We start from the raw sequence: 674 nt of genomic DNA, 5'->3' as shown, positions 1-674 counted from the left end.
CGTTATTTTTACTGTAACCTCCCCACATAAACATGAACCTGTGTACATACAACTTCCTTATAATTAAATTACGCGGATTCAAATCTGAAGTGCATAACGTTTAGGCGGCTTTAGCCGCCAAGTGATCCTGCATCAATTTTGCAGGCGTTTCAAATCCAAGTGTCTTCCTTGGACGATTATTAAGTTGCTCAAGTACAGGTATTACTTGCGCTGGTGTAACCGCCGTAAAATCTGTGCTCTTCGGCCAATACTGGCGTAGTAATCCATTCGTGTTTTCATTCAATCCGCGCTCCCATGAGTGATAAGGGTGAGCAAAATAAACAGGTACACTTAAAGCCTCTGTGATTTGCTCGTGATAAGCGAACTCTTTTCCATTGTCAGCCGTGATGCTATGAAGCGCTGACCTATATGGCCTTAATAGTTCTATCGTCGCCGCAGTGACGGCTTGTGCTGTTTTGCCTGCCACCTGAGTTGATACAGTGAATTGGGTGACCCGCTCTACAATGGTAACAAGGGCGCCTCGATGACCTTTGCCTATGACGGTATCTATTTCCCAATCTCCGATACGGCCTTTCTCATCAACTATTTGTGGGCGCTCTTCAATGCTAACGCGATTTTTTATTTGCCCTCGGTTTGTTTTACCATGACTGCGCCTGTGATATTTCTTACCGTGT

Annotated in this window: 1 protein-coding gene; it reads right to left on the bottom strand. The window is 44.8% G+C overall.

What is annotated here, in order from left to right:
• Positions 1-100: 100 nt before the first annotated feature.
• On the bottom strand, positions 101-674 hold a 574-nt coding region (locus I6F53_RS20200; RefSeq protein ID WP_197240947.1), incomplete at its 5' end, for an IS30 family transposase.

This window comes from Pseudoalteromonas sp. SWN29 (genome assembly GCF_015864465.1).
Lineage (GTDB): Bacteria > Pseudomonadota > Gammaproteobacteria > Enterobacterales > Alteromonadaceae > Pseudoalteromonas.
Note: the sequence above shows the minus strand (reverse complement) of the source record. Positions and strands in the feature narration are given on the sequence as shown.